We start from the raw sequence: 14,281 nt of genomic DNA on the forward strand, positions 1-14,281 counted from the left end.
GGCGGTGGCTGCCCGGAGCGCGAGGATGCATTGCTTCATCACCTTCGTCGTGTGTTGTATGGCGAAGTCTCACCACTGCGCTGACAGCACAATCATGACCGTTCGGACGTGCTAGGTTAGGACGCATGACTGAACAGACGACTGACGTGATCATTATCGGTTCCGGACCTGCCGGCTACACTGCCGCCATCTATCTTGGCCGCGCCGGGTATCATCCGGTGGTGATTGCGGGTGCGCTCACGCCCGGCGGACAGTTGGTCAATACCACTGAGGTCGAGAATTTCCCCGGGTTCCCTGATGGCATTCTCGGCCCCGATCTGATGGATGCGATGCGGAAGCAGGCTGAGCGTTTCGGCGCCGAAATCGTCTACGATGACGTGGTTGCTGCGGATGTGAACGGCGATGTCAAGCGCGTCACACTTGATGGCGGGGATACCTACACCGCTCGCGCCGTCATTGTGGCTACAGGTTCGCGGGTGCGCAAACTCGGCGTGCCCGGCGAGGCCGAATTCTCCGGTCGCGGCGTCTCGTATTGCGCTACGTGTGACGGTTTCTTCTTCCGTGGCAAGCCCATTGTTGTGGTCGGCGGCGGCGATAGCGCGTTGACCGAGGCGGATTTCTTGAGCCGTTTCGGTTCGTCGGTCACCGTTATCCATCGGCGTGATGCGTTCCGTGCTTCGCGTATTTTGGTTGATCGTGCTCAGCAGAATCCGAAGATCACGTTCCGTATGAATGCCGTTGTCGAGCGGGTCAACGGCGATGATCAATCCGGCGCTCAGTCTGTGACGATACGCGATACGGTGAATGGCGATACGAGCGACATTCCCGCAAACGGTGTTTTCGTGGCGATTGGGCACACACCGGCCACTGAGTTTCTTGATGGCGCGCTTCAATGTGATGAGCATGGGTATATCCGTGTTGATGGTGCTTCGACACGCACGAGTGTGCCTGGCGTATTTGCTGCGGGCGATGTGGTGGATGGCGTGTATCGCCAGGCTATTTCGGCGGCTGGTATGGGTTGCCGCGCTGCGTTGGATGCACAGGCGTATCTTACCGGGCAAGCCTAAGTCATTCGGCGCCCAAGACATTCGGCAGGTATTCGCCCCAGCACCGCAATCCCCACCCACCCCATCTCTACAAACTGGTTACGCAAATACCCTTGTCAATGTAACCAGATCGTGTGATATCTCAAACTGGTTACACTCAGCACGACCCCTGCGTAGATAGTTTGTATATCAATCCAAACCAGCTATGCAAACAGCCCAGTCAGCGTAACCAGATTGTGCACTTACTCAATCTGGTTACGCAGTGGCCCCGGAGTGACCAGATTGTTGGTTTTTGCAATACGGACGAATTCCGCCATCATCAGCAGAGGCATTCCTTCACCCCCACTGATTGCCGGCAGCGGCATCCACAATCCGACTGTCGTCAGATATCGCCAGCTGAGATTCTCACGTACCCGTACCAGCCCGTATTCCGTGATCTGTCACAGCGCAACGCTAATTGAATTGTATTCGATACTGAGAGTTACCATAACGTTATCTGATTGTTCTAAATGTCTCAGATCCACTTACGACATGGCACGCCGTATAACGGCAGATTCCCGACCGAATTCAAGCATGGCCACACACAGTGCGGTCGTCATCACCTAGTGAACAACAGAATCCCCGGATTTCTGCTGCAAATCAGAAATCCGGGGAAACCTTGGATTGCGGCCGCACCGCGTTATTAGCTCAGGAGTCCAGGAATCCGCCTTGCATCACACCCAGTCAGATTCCCCATCAGCGGCTGCAGGCGCATTCCCCTCCTGCTGCTGGGGCATCAGGATGTCCAGAATCCGCTGCATATCATCCGGAGATGAGAAGGTGATCTCAATCCGCCCTTTCTTCTGGCTGCCTCTAATGGTCACCTTGGTATCCAAGCGCTGCTCAAGATGCTGTCGGATCGGAGAATCAGTCCAAGGATTTGCAGTCTTTTTGCTCTCCTTCTTCGGCTGCTCCCCCGCCATCGTCTTCAACGCGACAATCTCTTCCGTGCTGCGCACAGACAGACCCTCGGCAATAATCCTGTTGGCAAGCTTGTCCATATCTTCCTCATTGGACAGTCCAAGCAATGCCCGAGCATGCCCGGCAGACAATACGCCGGCTGCGACCTTCTTTTGCACTGATGCCGGAAGATTCAGCAATCGCAGGGTGTTCGCAATCTGCGGTCTGGACTTCGACACGGATTTCGACAACTGGGCCTGGGTCAATCCGAACTCATCAATCATCTGCTGATATGCCGCCGCCTCTTCAAGCGGATTCAACGCTACACGATGCAGGTTTTCCAGCAGAGCGTCACGAAGCATCTCATCGTCTGAGGTCGTTTTGACAATCGCCGGAATGGTTTCCAAGCCTGCAAGCTGAGATGCCCTCCATCGACGCTCCCCCATGATTAGCTCGTAGGTCCTGTGCATCACGCCGTTGATATCATTGCTCTCGGATTGATGGTCCGACGTTGCAGCCAGCTGTGATTGCGGACGCTTCCGGACCACGATCGGCTGCAGCACACCGACCTCCCGAATCGATTCAGCGAGTTCCCGCAACTCATCTTCATCGAAAATCGTTCGCGGCTGTTCCTTGTTCGGACCAATCTCATCCAGCCGCAATTCGGCCAGATAACCACCCTGTACAGGTTTCAGGTCTTGCTTCTCCGCGCCGTCGCTCGCCGATGTTTCACGTGAAACATTTCCATCCGGTGTGGTGTGTTCATCAGCGGTAGCTGTTGTCACTGGTCCTTGAGGAACCGTTTGGCTCTTACCGGCTGATACGGTGTTCATGTCAGGCTGTTGTTCCCGTGATCCACTCTTGCCCTCGTCGACCCGCTTCTCAACGGTTGCTTCCGTCGATTGCATGGCTCCGAAGAATACGTCGCTCGGATGGGTCATCTCCTCAAGGGAAGGAATGCTCATCCTATGCGGCAAGCGGGATACTCCATGCGCAGCATGTTTGGTATTCGCAGATGAAGATGCCGCATGCTGCGATGTTTCACGTGAAACATGTTCGCGAATCTTCCCACCGCGCTGTTGCTTCGCCGATGTCGTCTGATCCTGCGTCGGATTCGCATCGCTACGCTGCCTGTTCTCAGGCCCGTCCACCAACGCCTTATCATGTGCGATAGGCTCATTGCCATCAGCAGCAGACGCCTGCTCGTGATCCAAAGCATCGTTTTGCTGTGCAGGTTCATTGGGATCGCCCGGCAATGCAGGGAATAACGCACCAAGCCCCTTGCCCAGACGTGACTTCGTCGCCATATCAGTGCTCACCTCGTTTTGCTTCTAACGTTGCCAGAACAGCCGGAGATCTCCGCGCAATCTCCAGGGCCGCTTCCCCATAGGCGATCGCTCCCATGCCGTGCGGATCATATGCAATCACGGTTTGCTGGAAACTGGGTGCCTCCGAGATTTTGACCGAACGGGGAATAGTCGTGTCAAGCACAATATTCGGATAGTGATTCTTCACTTCATCATAAACTTGACGACTGAGAATCGTACGCTTGTCAAACATGGTGACCAGCATCGTGGACACTAAGAGCACAGGGTTGTAATTGTCCTGGACAAGGCCGATGGTGTTGATCAGTTGTCCGAGACCTTCAAGTGCATAATACTCGGCTTGAATAGGAATCAATACTTCAGTCACCGCGCACATCGCATTGATGACAAGAAGACCCAAGCTTGGAGGGCAATCCACAAAGACATAGTCATAGGGTTCATCACAGGATTGCAGATATTCATCCAGAGCACGTTTCAACAGATCAGTACGATTGGAGAGATCAGCGATTTCAAGCTCCGCCCCGCTCAAATCTATCGAAGCAGGGACCACATCCATATGGTCAAATGATGGGCATTGCTGGATAGCTTCTCGGATGGTGGTACGACCTTCGATGACATCGTAAATCGAAGGCTCTCCCGACGTATGCTTGGCACCCAAAGCAGTGGAGGCATTGCCTTGCGGATCCATATCAAGGACAAGCACCCTCGCTCCGCTTTCCGCGAGTGCCGCTGCAAGATTGACCGTCGTCGTGGTCTTGCCCACTCCGCCTTTCTGATTGGCTACAGCGATTCTTCGCGTCGCAGTCGGCTTAGGAAATGTCACCATATGGAGGGCTTGATACCTGGTAGTTTCCTCGGCGATCTCACTGCCGAGCGAATCCGCCTGGTCACCAAAAATCCGACGGATGATATCCGAAGCGGAATTCATGGAACGACCCCCTTGCTCTGAACTTGTTGAACGTTGTGCAGCCGTCGACAAAGCTCCTCCTTGATATGCAGTTGTTCCAGTTTCCCCATTGCACTGGACATGCCCAACCACCTATCCACAAAAATGTGGATAAATGTGGACAACAATGAATAACTATGTGGATAACCCGTCGTCACTTCCAGCGGAAACCGCCGAAGCTCAAGGAAACCATGTGTACAACAGGTAAACGCCAACATTGTGGATAATTTTTTCAATGCTCTGAAAATGTGGATAACTATACCTTCTTGTATGTCACAAGACCGAATTATCTCTCTGGATTAATGAGACGAGGCCGGAATGATATCCGATGTTTCACGTGAAACATCACTGAGCAAAATAATCCAAATAATGGTTGCACTGGCGTCATCTGGATGCGAAGCAATACGGATATACGACCTATACCAATTTCAAATGCAGGTGCGCATATTACTGCGACAACATATCATGAGCACGACCATCCTTGAGCATCAGCATGGATCGTGTGTTTCACGTGAAACATCATCCAGAGAGTGTCCCATTTCTGATGCATTCACCACCGTGGGCACTTTCAAGAGCACATATCCACTGAACACACAGATGCAGTTGTTTCACGTGGAACATTCCTAGCTGCAGGCACCCATATAACTGTCATTCATGAATGAGTCGATATCTATCAAAGTGCAGACAAAGGGACGTGTGAAGTATATATTCAGCACACGCCACCCATTCACCCAACTCATCCCTCAAATTTCATCCACCCACCCCATCGCTTACAACGATTGTTTTCAGAAATCGTTGATATACATGTTTCACGTGAAACATACTCGAGCGAAGCTCCCTATGTCTTAAACCCTCCTGTGGAGTATCACATTCAAGCGTTATCTAATAATCGCAGGACGGTTTGAATGTTTCACGTGAAACATTGCCATGCCAGAGCCTGCCTGGACATGCACCTTAGTAAACCGTGGAACCGGCAAGGGCGAATCAATACGAGAAAATACGACAAGTGTGTTTCACTTGAAACATTACCCAACTGATGCTCCCATATACTCTTTCCAATGGTTCGCCACAGCCAACCACTCATTCAACAGGGACAGCCTGGATATGGTGTTTCATGTGAAACACCATATCCATCGTTCGATTCCATTCTGCAGAGACACGCTTTGTCATGCCAACTTCAGTACGCAGATAGCACCAGGCATATGAACATCAACGGAGCAGAAGTTCATCACTACACCACGTGGAGATCATTCGAACGATCACCAGAACTCCTATACCAAGATATGCGGGGCAAGATAATCAAATATCTCCCTACAAGCAAAGCATTCCTGCAAAGTATCACGAGCGGACACATAACCATACTGGACCGTGGTATGGTGGTGCGAATCCTCTCACGCGCCCACAAGGGGATCACCATGCTATCGGCAGGAAGACAACGACGTGAGATGGTGATCATATGGCTGTTGCCACGCCTCACCATGCACCATCCGGGTGATGAATGCAGCATCCCTGCAACATAGGCAACCAGGAAACTGGCAATACATCCGCCCATTCACATTTCGACGTGTTGACCGACAGCGGACAACAACAAAAACAACAACACAGGCCGCATCTTTCGCATGAGATAAGACGTACATGCATACCAAACACAGCTACCAGAACAACCGGCGGCGACATCCAAATCACCATGTCAACAGAGTCACTGGTCTAACAGGTAATCGGCAACACACCAGAACATGAAGGCTCAGTTCATAGTTGCAAGAAGACATGGCTTACCACAAGAACTAGGCGTGCGAATCCGAATCATGCAACCGTCCGTTATGACACTGAAACAACGATCATCCTCCGAATCGCATACAGATCTATATCGACCAACTGGATACAATCGCGATAGTCCAATGCCAGCAACAAATGGGATGATTGAGTCATTGATCAGAATGAGAGGAAACGTAGGCTATACGAGTTGATATGCCGCGAGAGGCGTGTCCGGAAAAGACCATATAGATAAGAGCATACAACACTGCCATGCGCTGGCCGCCAAGCTTGATTCATCATGCATCAGACACGGGGATTGGCCTACAGGAGGGTACTGCAAAACGATGCGTTACCCCGCATCAGCAATACGAATATCGACATAGGGACAGGGGCGATGAATATCTGCTTATCCGCAAGAATGGGTCCGGATCATAAGAATTGAAACGATGGACCTAAATGATCGATACAGTGAGCAACGATCGCGAGCGACACAAGACAGGGCACGAGAATGGTCAAACTCCGATACACCATTGGTGGGGATGTTTCACGTGAAACATCCCCACCAACAAGTACCTCACACAGTACGTCACAATCAGCCAACAGCGGTACGCGACACCACGCATGTCCGGGGCAGAGCCGCTGTCAGCAACGCCTACGGGAAGTGAAACCGCTGTTCACATTACATCTTGTCAACCAGGACAACATGGGTGGGTTCAAGCCCCTCCCCCACAGGTGCAAGACAGACACGAGCATGGGCACCATGATACTTCCGAATCATCTTCTCAGCCTTGTCGAGTTCCACTTGAGCGGAACGACCCTTCAGCGCAATGAGCTGTCCATGCGACTTCAGAAGAGGAAGAGTCCAACCGGACAGCTTGGTCATGGGCGCTACCGCACGGCAGGTGACAGCACCGAAAGGCTCAAGATCATGTTTGCGGATCTGGTTGATGACTTCCTCGGATCGCGCACGCAAAACCAGTACATTGTCGAGCCCGAATTGCCGTACACATTCGTTAAGCCATTCGACCCGGCGCTCCATAGGCTCAATAAGGGTGAACTCACAATCCGGCAGACATGCAGCAGCCACAATACCGGGGAAACCACCGCCACTGCCGACATCGGCAACACGCTTCTTGGCATCATGTGACACGGCCTTGCGGATAAAGGGAACTACTGCTGCAGAATTGAGAATGTGGCGTTCCCATACAATATGCACGTCACGCGGTCCGATCAGGCCGCGAGGTTCCCCCTCGGCCATGAGCTTATCGTGGAACTGCTTCAACACCGGATATGCATCGGCGAGGATTCGCTGAGGAAGTTCGGAATTGTCCAATTCGTCGAATCTCGCATCTTCATCTGTCCGATCCGGTGTCTTGTCTTGCACAACCATGGGTGTATTTCTTTCTGTCATGATTTCAATGTACTCAAATCAAAGGATGATATATATACAGCTTATGTTCAGGAGTTGTTAAGTTACTATCAGGTCTACCGGTACGGCATGAGTTCCACAAGCAATGATGCGGTTACGCAAATACAACGCATATGGCATCATATTCGCGCAACCGCATCAATCGGCAGTGACTCATCTCCCAGAGAACGAGCCAAACTCGCCAGAATCAGGCTTCAATCTCGTCGGTTTCATCAACCTCATCATCATATTCATCATCAATATTCTGCTCATCATCAACCGCAGAAGCCTTGAGATAAATCGTGACATGACGGTTCGGTTCCTCACCGTGCGAGCGAGAGCGCAGCCCCTCTTCACGAACCAGATCGTGAACCACCTTGCGTTCGAAGGAATTCATCGGCTGCAAATCAACAGGCTCGCCGGTCTCACGAACCTCATCGATGGCGTCAAGCGCAACATCACGCAAATGCTGGCGCTTATGCTTGAGGAAGCCATCAACATCCACAATAAGATGCGACCGCTCTCCCGTCTTCTGCTGCACAGCGAGCCGTGACAGCTGCTGCAAAGCATCCACCACCTCGCCATTTTTGCCGACCAGATGTTTGATGTCGCTGTCGTCATCAGCAACGATCTGCACAACGGGTCGCTTGTTTCGAATGCCCATCTCGATATCCCCGTCATAATCGGCGATATCAAGAAGACCTTCAAGATAATCCGCGGCGATGTCAGCTTCTTCATTGAGCTGGTCAATCGTCTTTTCATCATCCTGTGCCATGTGGTACTCCTTGTCGGCTGTATAGGTCAAGTCTAATGGATGGATGGAAATACCGTCACATCAATCGATGCGCAACACGGCGACCATCCTCGTTCGGGTGTCGGGTTTTCAGGCTTCGGGCAGGTGATATATCGCCCGTTCTGCGGCAAATGTCATGCCGCACAACACATTGGTGGCGCCGGTATAACCTGACATACCGACGCCACCAAGGGGTCATTTCTTCTTCTTGCGTTTCGGCTGCTTGCGCTGGTAGCCTTCAGTCTCGCGGCGAGCGGCGTCATCCTTGGCCTTCTGCAGCTGCTCCTCCTCGAGCGACGGCTCCCCGGCACGCTTCCGGCGAGCGTTTTCGCGCTTGTGGTCACGGATTTCCTTGTCTTCCGCAGCAGGCGATCCGGGCGTCGGGAACGTGTAGATCTGCCACAGCGATCGCAGGAAGTTACACACGTTGTTGGTCAGCCAGTAAATCAGCACGGCGAATGGGAAGTTCAGACCTGAGAAGATGTACATGATCGGGAACATCCAGGTCATTGCCTGCTGCATGCGGTACTGCTGACCCTGCATCGATGCGCGAGGCAGGTTTCGCCGCATGTTGTAGAACTGCATGAGCCACATGAAGAAGCACATCAAGGCGATGAAGATGCCGATGATGATCTTCGCGTGCGTATCCGCATGCATGAAGCGTGTCGTGATGTTGACGCCGAAGTTCGAGCTGTCAGCGAATTGCTGAGCCGTCGCCTTGTCAAAGGCGCCGAGCGGGGCTCTCTTGCCCTTGGCGATGTATTCAATCGCAGAAAGCACGTAGAACATGCACATGAATACAGGGCCCTGGATAAGCATCGGCAGGCAGGAACCGGCGGGATTGGCGTCGTTGTCCTGGTACAGCTTCATGAGCTCACGGCTCATGGCGTCCTTGCTGGCCTGATCGTTCTTGCCCTTGTATTTGTTCTGGATGTGCTGCATCTTCGGCTGGAGTGCCTGCATCTTGCGCATCGCGCGCATCTGCTTGATGAAGATAGGCAGGATGCACGCATGCACCACAATCACCAAGAAGATGATGGACAGCACCCAAGAGGTGCCGACAGCAGGCATGCCGAGCAACGTCAGGAACTTATGGAAGATGGCCATAATCTGGGTCATCAGCCATTCGACTGGGGTCAACAGTTTGTACAGCCAACCCCAGAAGCCATTGTCAAGCAAGAACTGGTCGGTATTGGTATTCATCGATCAGGCCATCTCCTTCGTATGCGAGGCCAGTGGCGTCAGTCGCGGCTCTTCGTGGGCCTTCGACCAGGAATATCGATAGAACAGCGAGAACCGCTGTGGAACGTCATCAATACCGCCGCGGCTCCACGGACGGCATCTCAACAGACGCAACATCGCCAGCACGCCACCACGTAGGATGCCGAACCGTTCGATGGCCTCCAAAGCATAGTTCGAGCATGTCGGGTAATACCTGCACTTGGCCGGAGTGTTCGCTGAGATATTCTTCTGATACCAGTGAATAGCGCGAACTGCGGCCTGTGTTGCAGATGCCATGCCGACCTCTTACCTGTCTTGGGCAGCCCGTTGGCATACGGACGCGAACAGACGCTCGACCTGATGGTCGAGGGATTCAAATTGCGCGTGCGCGGCAGAAGGTTTGGCTCGCATGACGATATCGCAATGATCAGGCAATGCTTGTTCATATTGCCGTGCCAAGACGCGGAATCTGCGTTTGACCTTGTTACGGGTGACGGCATTGCCCACCGATTTGGATACGGCGAGTCCGAGACGTCTGTGTGATGGTGTTCCGAGCGTGGAGTCCATGGAACCCGCACTCTCGACCCGGTGAGCGGTCGGAGTGTTCGGATTGGAGCTGACGGTCGATTGCGCGTGCGAATGTGAATCGTCGCGCACCAAATAGTGCACGACGATGTCATGGTCGCTGACTTTCCGGCGACGTTTCAGCACGGTGACGAAGTCACGGTGACTTGTAAGCCGCTCCACTGCTCAGTTCGCCAGTTCAGGCAGACAGGGTCTTGCGGCCCTTGGCGCGACGACGGTTGATGACGGCGCGGCCGGAACGGGTACGCATACGTGCGCGGAACCCGTGCTTCATGTGACGACGGCGGTTATTGGGCTGGAATGTCCTCTTCATAATTTACGCTCCCGGTTTTTTAGCCATGCAAAAGCATGGCTCCTCATGAGTCAAGCTCTACTAACCTACTCTCACCCCTACCCATTCGTCAACACGACACAACATGTGGACAATTCTGCAGAGTTTTCCACATCGCGCGACAACCGACGATGTATCCACGGGAACCTCTCGAAAACGTTGCAATCACAACGATATGGAGGAGAAAGTTATCCACAAATTACAATGATGTTATTCACATTTCAGCAATTTCAACACGCAAGGCTGTGGATAACTTTCTAAAATCGGTGTAAACATACACTACGGTATTGTTCCAAGACAGACAGGAACACCAAATATGCAGGAAAGGATGTGGCCGCATGGCGAACAGTTCGCAAGATCCGGCGACCCAGGCCGTGCATATCTGGTCAGATGTCCTGGCAGTACTCAAGCATGACGCGTCATTGACCGCACGCGACAAAGGATGGTTCGAAGGCGTCATCCCTGAAGCCGTGTTCGGTACCACCATCGTGCTCACCGTCACCAATGCCGCGACGCAAAAGGCGTTGCAGACCGATCTCAATCAGCCGCTGCTCAAGGCGCTCAAGTTGTGCACCGGGATGGACATGTTCCCGGCGTTCAAAATCGAACCGCACCCTGAACCGCTTGCCCCGCAGCCGGACATCACCATGCCCGACGCGCAGCCGAGACAAGGATCTGGCGAAGAAGCCACGTATTCTGGTCATTCCAATATTCAATCCGGTCAGCAACCCGCCGCTTCATGGGGTTCGGGACAGGCCTCGCAGCCCCAATTCGCCGAATTCCAGCAGCCGGCAATGACGTCTCCGTCTCAGACCACGTCCCCGATGCAGCCCGAGGCGACAGTTCCCATGCACACGGACCGCAATCAGGGAGCTGGACAATACCGGCAGACACCCGGGCTGTCTGAACAGCAGGGCGCGAACGCATACGGCTCGTACATCCCCGGCTATCCGCAACCACCGGTCCAGCCGCACAATATGGGCCAATCCCCCGCGACTGCGATGTATGAACAGCCGTCGACAGGCTATGCCCCGGGCAACGCTGGCCCCGGCGCGGCCATGCCGTCGGCGACCAATCACATCCATGCTGCTGTCAGCCCGGATCAGGCTGATATTCCTGGAACCGTACAGACCGGCGTGCCCGATCGGGAGCATTTCAATATCGATCAGCATCGCCCCGCGCTCGATCCGGAAACCCACCTCAATAAGAACGCGACGTTCGAAACCTTCGTTCCCGGTGATTCCAACCGTTTCGCACGCACTGTCGCCATGGCCGTCGCCGAAGGATCCGGCAAGGATTTCAATCCGTTGTGTATTTACGGCGGCTCCGGATTAGGCAAAACCCATTTGCTGAACGCCATCGGCAATTATGCGTTGATTAAGGATCCTTCGCTGAAGGTGCGATACGTCACCAGTGAGGAATTCACCAACGAATTCATCGAGGCGCTGCAGAATCCGAACCAGTCCCAAGGCCAGATCGCTGATTTCAACCGCCGGTATCGTGAAGTCGACGTCCTGCTCATCGACGATATCCAGTTCCTGGGCGGCAAGGAAGCGACACTCGACAGCTTCTTCCACACCTTCAACACGTTGTATCAGGCGAACAAGCGTATCGTCATCGCATCCGATGTCGCGCCGAAGAACCTCAAGGGCTTCGAAGCCCGTCTGATTTCACGCTTCGAATCCGGTTTGACCGTTGATGTCAAGCCGCCGGATTTGGAAACCCGTATCGCGATTTTGCGGATGATCGCCTCGATGAACCATATGAAGATCCCGAACGATGTGCTCGATCTCATCGCCGAACGGTTCACCGAGAACATCCGTGAGCTGGAGGGGGCGCTGACACGCGTTTCCGCGGTGGCATCGCTGAACAATCAGCCGGTGACCCGCGCGCTTGCCGAGCAGACCCTGCAGGATTTCTTCTCGACTGACGTGGAGATCAAACCCACGGATATCATCACCCAGGTGGCGAAATATTTCCACTTGACCTTTGATGATCTTGTCGGCCGCGCGCGGACGAAGAATATCGCGCTCGCACGGCAGATCGCCATGTACCTAGCCCGTGAAATGACGAGCATGAGCCTGGTCGATATCGGCGAAGTATTCGGCGGTCGCGACCATACCACGGTGATGCACGCCTACACGCGTATCAGCGATGAGATGAAAGAAAAGCAGGAGACGTACAACTACGTCATGGAATTGACCGTCCGTCTCAAGCATCATTCCACCGAAAAATAATCCGTCATACCGGTATTCCCGTCGAGGACAATGCCGCCCACAACGGGATTTCCCGAGTTTTTCAATCGTCCACAACGGTGGATACGACACACCGGGGTTGTGGAGAAATCAGAAAAAAGTTATCCACAACGTTATTCACAATTGTGGGTAAATCGTGCGAATAACTCGTGGGCAACCCCGAAAAACATGTGGATAACTCGTGGATGATTTCGCCTTCGCGGTGGATAACTTTTCGACGACCTTTCCGCGGTGGATAACTTCCCGGATTATACACATGATATTCAGGAGTTATCCACAATGGAGACTTCACGGTGACGTCTTGTCCCCGTAGGCTTGCGTACACTTATCCACACTATCCACCGGGATTATTACGAAGGCTATTGTTCTCTCTTACGTTTCATCATCACGATATTCATGCCGACCGGTTCACGCGACAAATTCGACGGTGAAGTCCGGCTAGAATAGCCACAGAACACCAACCGAAACGAGGAAGCATGAAAGTCGAAGTGAATACCACCTCGCTTGCGGACGCTGTCGCATGGACCACGAGGGTCATCGATGCACGTCCGGCAAGCCCTATTCTTGCAGGCATCAAGCTGGAAGCCATTGATGGAACACTCCAACTGTCTGCGTTCAATTTTGAAATCTCGGCACGCGACCATATCGAAGCTGGTGTCGATGAGTCAGGCAGCACGGTGGTTCAAGGCAAAATCCTCGCGGATATCACCAGGTCGCTGCCTTCAGAAAAAACATATTTGGCCACAGAAAACTCGACGCTTGTCATCACGTCGGGCAAGACCAGGTTCACCATGCAGCTCATGCCGGAAAGCGAATACCCCGATTTGCCGGTCGTTCCGCCGATTTTGGGCAAAGTTGATGGAGAGACCTTCCATCAGGCTGTAGATCAGGCGTGCGTGGCCGTTTCGCGCGAGGAAACCCGCCCGGTTCTGACCGGCGTTTACATGCAATTCGAAGGTGACAAGGTCGTCATGACCTCGACCGACCGATTCCGCCTGTCCCGGGCGACGTTCACCTGGTCACCTGAAAATCCGGACGTTTCGACCAATACGCTGCTGCGCGGTTCACTGCTTCGCGATATCGCCAAAACGTTGAACGAAAGCCAGAACGTCACCATCAACTTCAGCCAGGACAACCCTTCGCTGATCGGTTTTGAAAACGCCGGCAGGGTTTCTACCTCCCAGCTGATCGACGGGGAGTTCCCCGCCATCGACCGACTGTTCGCAGATGAATATCCGATTCAGGCGGTTATCGACAAACAGCAGCTGATCAACTCGATCAAACGAGTGTCCCTGGTGGCGGAGCGCAACGCACCGATCCGCATGGCGTTCTCCGGCAACGAGTTGACGCTGAGCGCCGGTGTCGCCGATGAAAATCAGGCGAGCGATGTGCTTGACGTCGATTTTGATGGCGATGACATCACGGTCGCCTTCAATCCTTCCTATTTGATCGAAGGGTTGAGCGCGATTGCCGAACCATTCGTGCGCATGAAAATGACGACAGCGGTTAAGCCGGTCGAATTCAACGGGCAGCAGGAACAAGATTCCGACGAATCGATGGACTACCGGTATCTGTTGGTGCCGATGCGCTTCAGCAACTGATCAGGAACGGCGTCCTGATCCCGATATTTGGAAATCGCCGTCGGCAAGGTGGTGTGGATAACCTTGACGACGGCGA

The 14,281-nt window shown here is 53.4% G+C and carries 12 protein-coding genes; 4 read left to right on the forward strand and 8 right to left on the reverse strand.

All coding sequences use genetic code 11. The annotated features are described in order from the left end of the window. Positions 1 to 125 precede the first annotated feature (125 nt). The gene (trxB, locus tag DSM100238_RS04890) at positions 126 to 1,067 is read left to right on the forward strand and encodes a thioredoxin-disulfide reductase (RefSeq protein WP_152355576.1); all 942 of its coding nucleotides are present in this window, start codon (positions 126 to 128) and stop codon (positions 1,065 to 1,067) included. Positions 1,068 to 1,759: 692 nt separating this feature from the next. Here the strand turns inward: trxB and DSM100238_RS04895 are convergent. After that, the gene (locus tag DSM100238_RS04895; RefSeq protein ID WP_152355577.1) at positions 1,760 to 3,292 is read right to left on the reverse strand and encodes a ParB/RepB/Spo0J family partition protein; all 1,533 of its coding nucleotides are present in this window, start codon (positions 3,290 to 3,292) and stop codon (positions 1,760 to 1,762) included. A 1-nt stretch (position 3,293) separates the two neighbouring features. Continuing rightward, a complete protein-coding gene (locus DSM100238_RS04900; RefSeq protein WP_152355578.1) occupies positions 3,294 to 4,238 on the reverse strand; it encodes a ParA family protein in 945 nt (314 codons plus the stop codon). Between the two features lie 1,220 nt (positions 4,239 to 5,458). Between DSM100238_RS04900 and DSM100238_RS09330 the strand changes: the two genes are divergently transcribed. Further along, entirely contained in the window at positions 5,459 to 5,776 is a 318-nt protein-coding gene (locus DSM100238_RS09330; protein WP_167511045.1) for a hypothetical protein, read from the forward strand. Positions 5,777 to 6,690: 914 nt separating this feature from the next. Here the strand turns inward: DSM100238_RS09330 and rsmG are convergent. The 6 genes from rsmG to rpmH form a co-directional block, all read right to left on the reverse strand. Then, the gene (gene rsmG, locus DSM100238_RS04905; protein ID WP_152355579.1) at positions 6,691 to 7,401 is read right to left on the reverse strand and encodes a 16S rRNA (guanine(527)-N(7))-methyltransferase RsmG; all 711 of its coding nucleotides are present in this window, start codon (positions 7,399 to 7,401) and stop codon (positions 6,691 to 6,693) included. Positions 7,402 to 7,627: 226 nt separating this feature from the next. After that, the gene (locus DSM100238_RS04910; RefSeq protein WP_152355580.1) at positions 7,628 to 8,194 is read right to left on the reverse strand and encodes a Jag family protein; all 567 of its coding nucleotides are present in this window, start codon (positions 8,192 to 8,194) and stop codon (positions 7,628 to 7,630) included. A gap of 213 nt (positions 8,195 to 8,407) precedes the next feature. Continuing rightward, complete coding sequence (gene yidC, locus DSM100238_RS04915) at positions 8,408 to 9,415, reverse strand: membrane protein insertase YidC (RefSeq protein ID WP_152355581.1); 1,008 nt, start codon at positions 9,413 to 9,415, stop codon at positions 8,408 to 8,410. Positions 9,416 to 9,418: 3 nt separating this feature from the next. Continuing rightward, positions 9,419 to 9,730 carry a membrane protein insertion efficiency factor YidD gene (gene yidD, locus DSM100238_RS04920; protein WP_152355582.1) on the reverse strand — a complete coding sequence of 104 codons (312 nt, stop codon included), beginning with the start codon at positions 9,728 to 9,730 and terminating at the stop codon, positions 9,419 to 9,421. Positions 9,731 to 9,739: 9 nt separating this feature from the next. Continuing rightward, positions 9,740 to 10,180 carry a ribonuclease P protein component gene (gene rnpA / locus DSM100238_RS04925; protein ID WP_152355583.1) on the reverse strand — a complete coding sequence of 147 codons (441 nt, stop codon included), beginning with the start codon at positions 10,178 to 10,180 and terminating at the stop codon, positions 9,740 to 9,742. A gap of 16 nt (positions 10,181 to 10,196) precedes the next feature. Next, entirely contained in the window at positions 10,197 to 10,331 is a 135-nt protein-coding gene (rpmH, locus tag DSM100238_RS04930; protein ID WP_015451361.1) for a 50S ribosomal protein L34, read from the reverse strand. Positions 10,332 to 10,687: 356 nt separating this feature from the next. On the opposite strand from rpmH, the gene dnaA reads away from it, so the two are divergent. Together dnaA and dnaN are read left to right on the forward strand one after the other, a co-directional pair. After that, on the forward strand, positions 10,688 to 12,586 hold the full coding sequence (dnaA, locus tag DSM100238_RS04935) for a chromosomal replication initiator protein DnaA (protein WP_152355584.1): 1,899 nt from the start codon (positions 10,688 to 10,690) through the stop codon (positions 12,584 to 12,586). Between the two features lie 494 nt (positions 12,587 to 13,080). Next, positions 13,081 to 14,205 carry a DNA polymerase III subunit beta gene (gene dnaN, locus DSM100238_RS04940; protein ID WP_152355585.1) on the forward strand — a complete coding sequence of 375 codons (1,125 nt, stop codon included), beginning with the start codon at positions 13,081 to 13,083 and terminating at the stop codon, positions 14,203 to 14,205. The last annotated feature ends 76 nt before the right edge of the window (positions 14,206 to 14,281 follow it).

Origin of the sequence: Bifidobacterium apri (assembly GCF_009299485.1) — a bacterium.
GTDB lineage: Bacteria > Actinomycetota > Actinomycetes > Actinomycetales > Bifidobacteriaceae > Bifidobacterium > Bifidobacterium apri.

Excerpts from the sequence above, each read along its gene's own strand:
- trxB (WP_152355576.1), top strand. The coding sequence starts at position 126 with ATGACTGAACAGACGACTGACGTGATCATTATCGGTTCCGGACCTGCC.
- DSM100238_RS04895 (WP_152355577.1), bottom strand. The coding sequence starts at position 3,292 with ATGGCGACGAAGTCACGTCTGGGCAAGGGGCTTGGTGCGTTATTCCCT.
- DSM100238_RS04900 (WP_152355578.1), bottom strand. The coding sequence starts at position 4,238 with ATGAATTCCGCTTCGGATATCATCCGTCGGATTTTTGGTGACCAGGCG.
- DSM100238_RS09330 (WP_167511045.1), top strand. The coding sequence starts at position 5,459 with ATGAACATCAACGGAGCAGAAGTTCATCACTACACCACGTGGAGATCA.
- rsmG (WP_152355579.1), bottom strand. The coding sequence starts at position 7,401 with ATGGTTGTGCAAGACAAGACACCGGATCGGACAGATGAAGATGCGAGA.
- DSM100238_RS04910 (WP_152355580.1), bottom strand. The coding sequence starts at position 8,194 with ATGGCACAGGATGATGAAAAGACGATTGACCAGCTCAATGAAGAAGCT.
- yidC (WP_152355581.1), bottom strand. The coding sequence starts at position 9,415 with ATGAATACCAATACCGACCAGTTCTTGCTTGACAATGGCTTCTGGGGT.
- yidD (WP_152355582.1), bottom strand. The coding sequence starts at position 9,730 with ATGGCATCTGCAACACAGGCCGCAGTTCGCGCTATTCACTGGTATCAG.
- rpmH (WP_015451361.1), bottom strand. The coding sequence starts at position 10,331 with ATGAAGAGGACATTCCAGCCCAATAACCGCCGTCGTCACATGAAGCAC.
- dnaA (WP_152355584.1), top strand. The coding sequence starts at position 10,688 with ATGGCGAACAGTTCGCAAGATCCGGCGACCCAGGCCGTGCATATCTGG.
- dnaN (WP_152355585.1), top strand. The coding sequence starts at position 13,081 with ATGAAAGTCGAAGTGAATACCACCTCGCTTGCGGACGCTGTCGCATGG.